Source organism: Paenibacillus sp. YAE3 (assembly GCF_057546105.1).
The window spans coordinates 1-563 of the sequence record NZ_BAAIYF010000043.1 but is presented as its reverse complement, the minus strand read 5'-3'; the positions used below and the strand labels follow the sequence as shown (position 1 = coordinate 563).

The following is a 563-nucleotide window of genomic DNA, read 5'->3' as shown; positions in this document are numbered from 1 at the left end:
AAAAAAATAGATCTTAAGTCATATGATGCAGTTATTATTACAAAACCTTACTTATCTAAAGCAGCGAATGAAGAATACAAAGATACATATTTAAATGGGTATATACCATTCTTTTTTGTTGAATCAGAAGCATCTGTTTTACCATTTGTAGATAACTCACTAACCTATAAACAATATGCCGACCGTGTACAAGATACACAAAGTTATATGGTAGGTGTTTTAAGTAACCCAGATAAAGATGGTTACAAAGTTTGGAAATATGATTACCCTATCAAAAATAATAAATTTGATCGAAACAATGTAAAAGGTATATATTCTAAAGCTTTTAAAACTATAGAAAAACTAAAAAAAGAAAAGAGAAGTTAATTAACAATTTTAGTGTATATTCATAACAAAGGCCGCCCATTAAGTATCATCCTATAAGGCGGCCTTCATTGTATGTATGCTACATGTATATTCGCATTTTCATGACAATATTTTTAAAATCTCAATCCCTGCTGCCGCCTAAAAATAAATCAAAACGGGAGAATAAGAGAAAAAACTTCTTTATAGATACATAATTA

The 563-nt window shown here is 28.6% G+C and carries 1 pseudogene; it reads left to right on the top strand.

The features are described 5' to 3' along the window. Nucleotides 1-366, top strand: a pseudogene (locus AC27KL_RS28085) (hypothetical protein); the annotation flags it as partial. Nucleotides 367-563 lie beyond the last annotated feature (197 nt).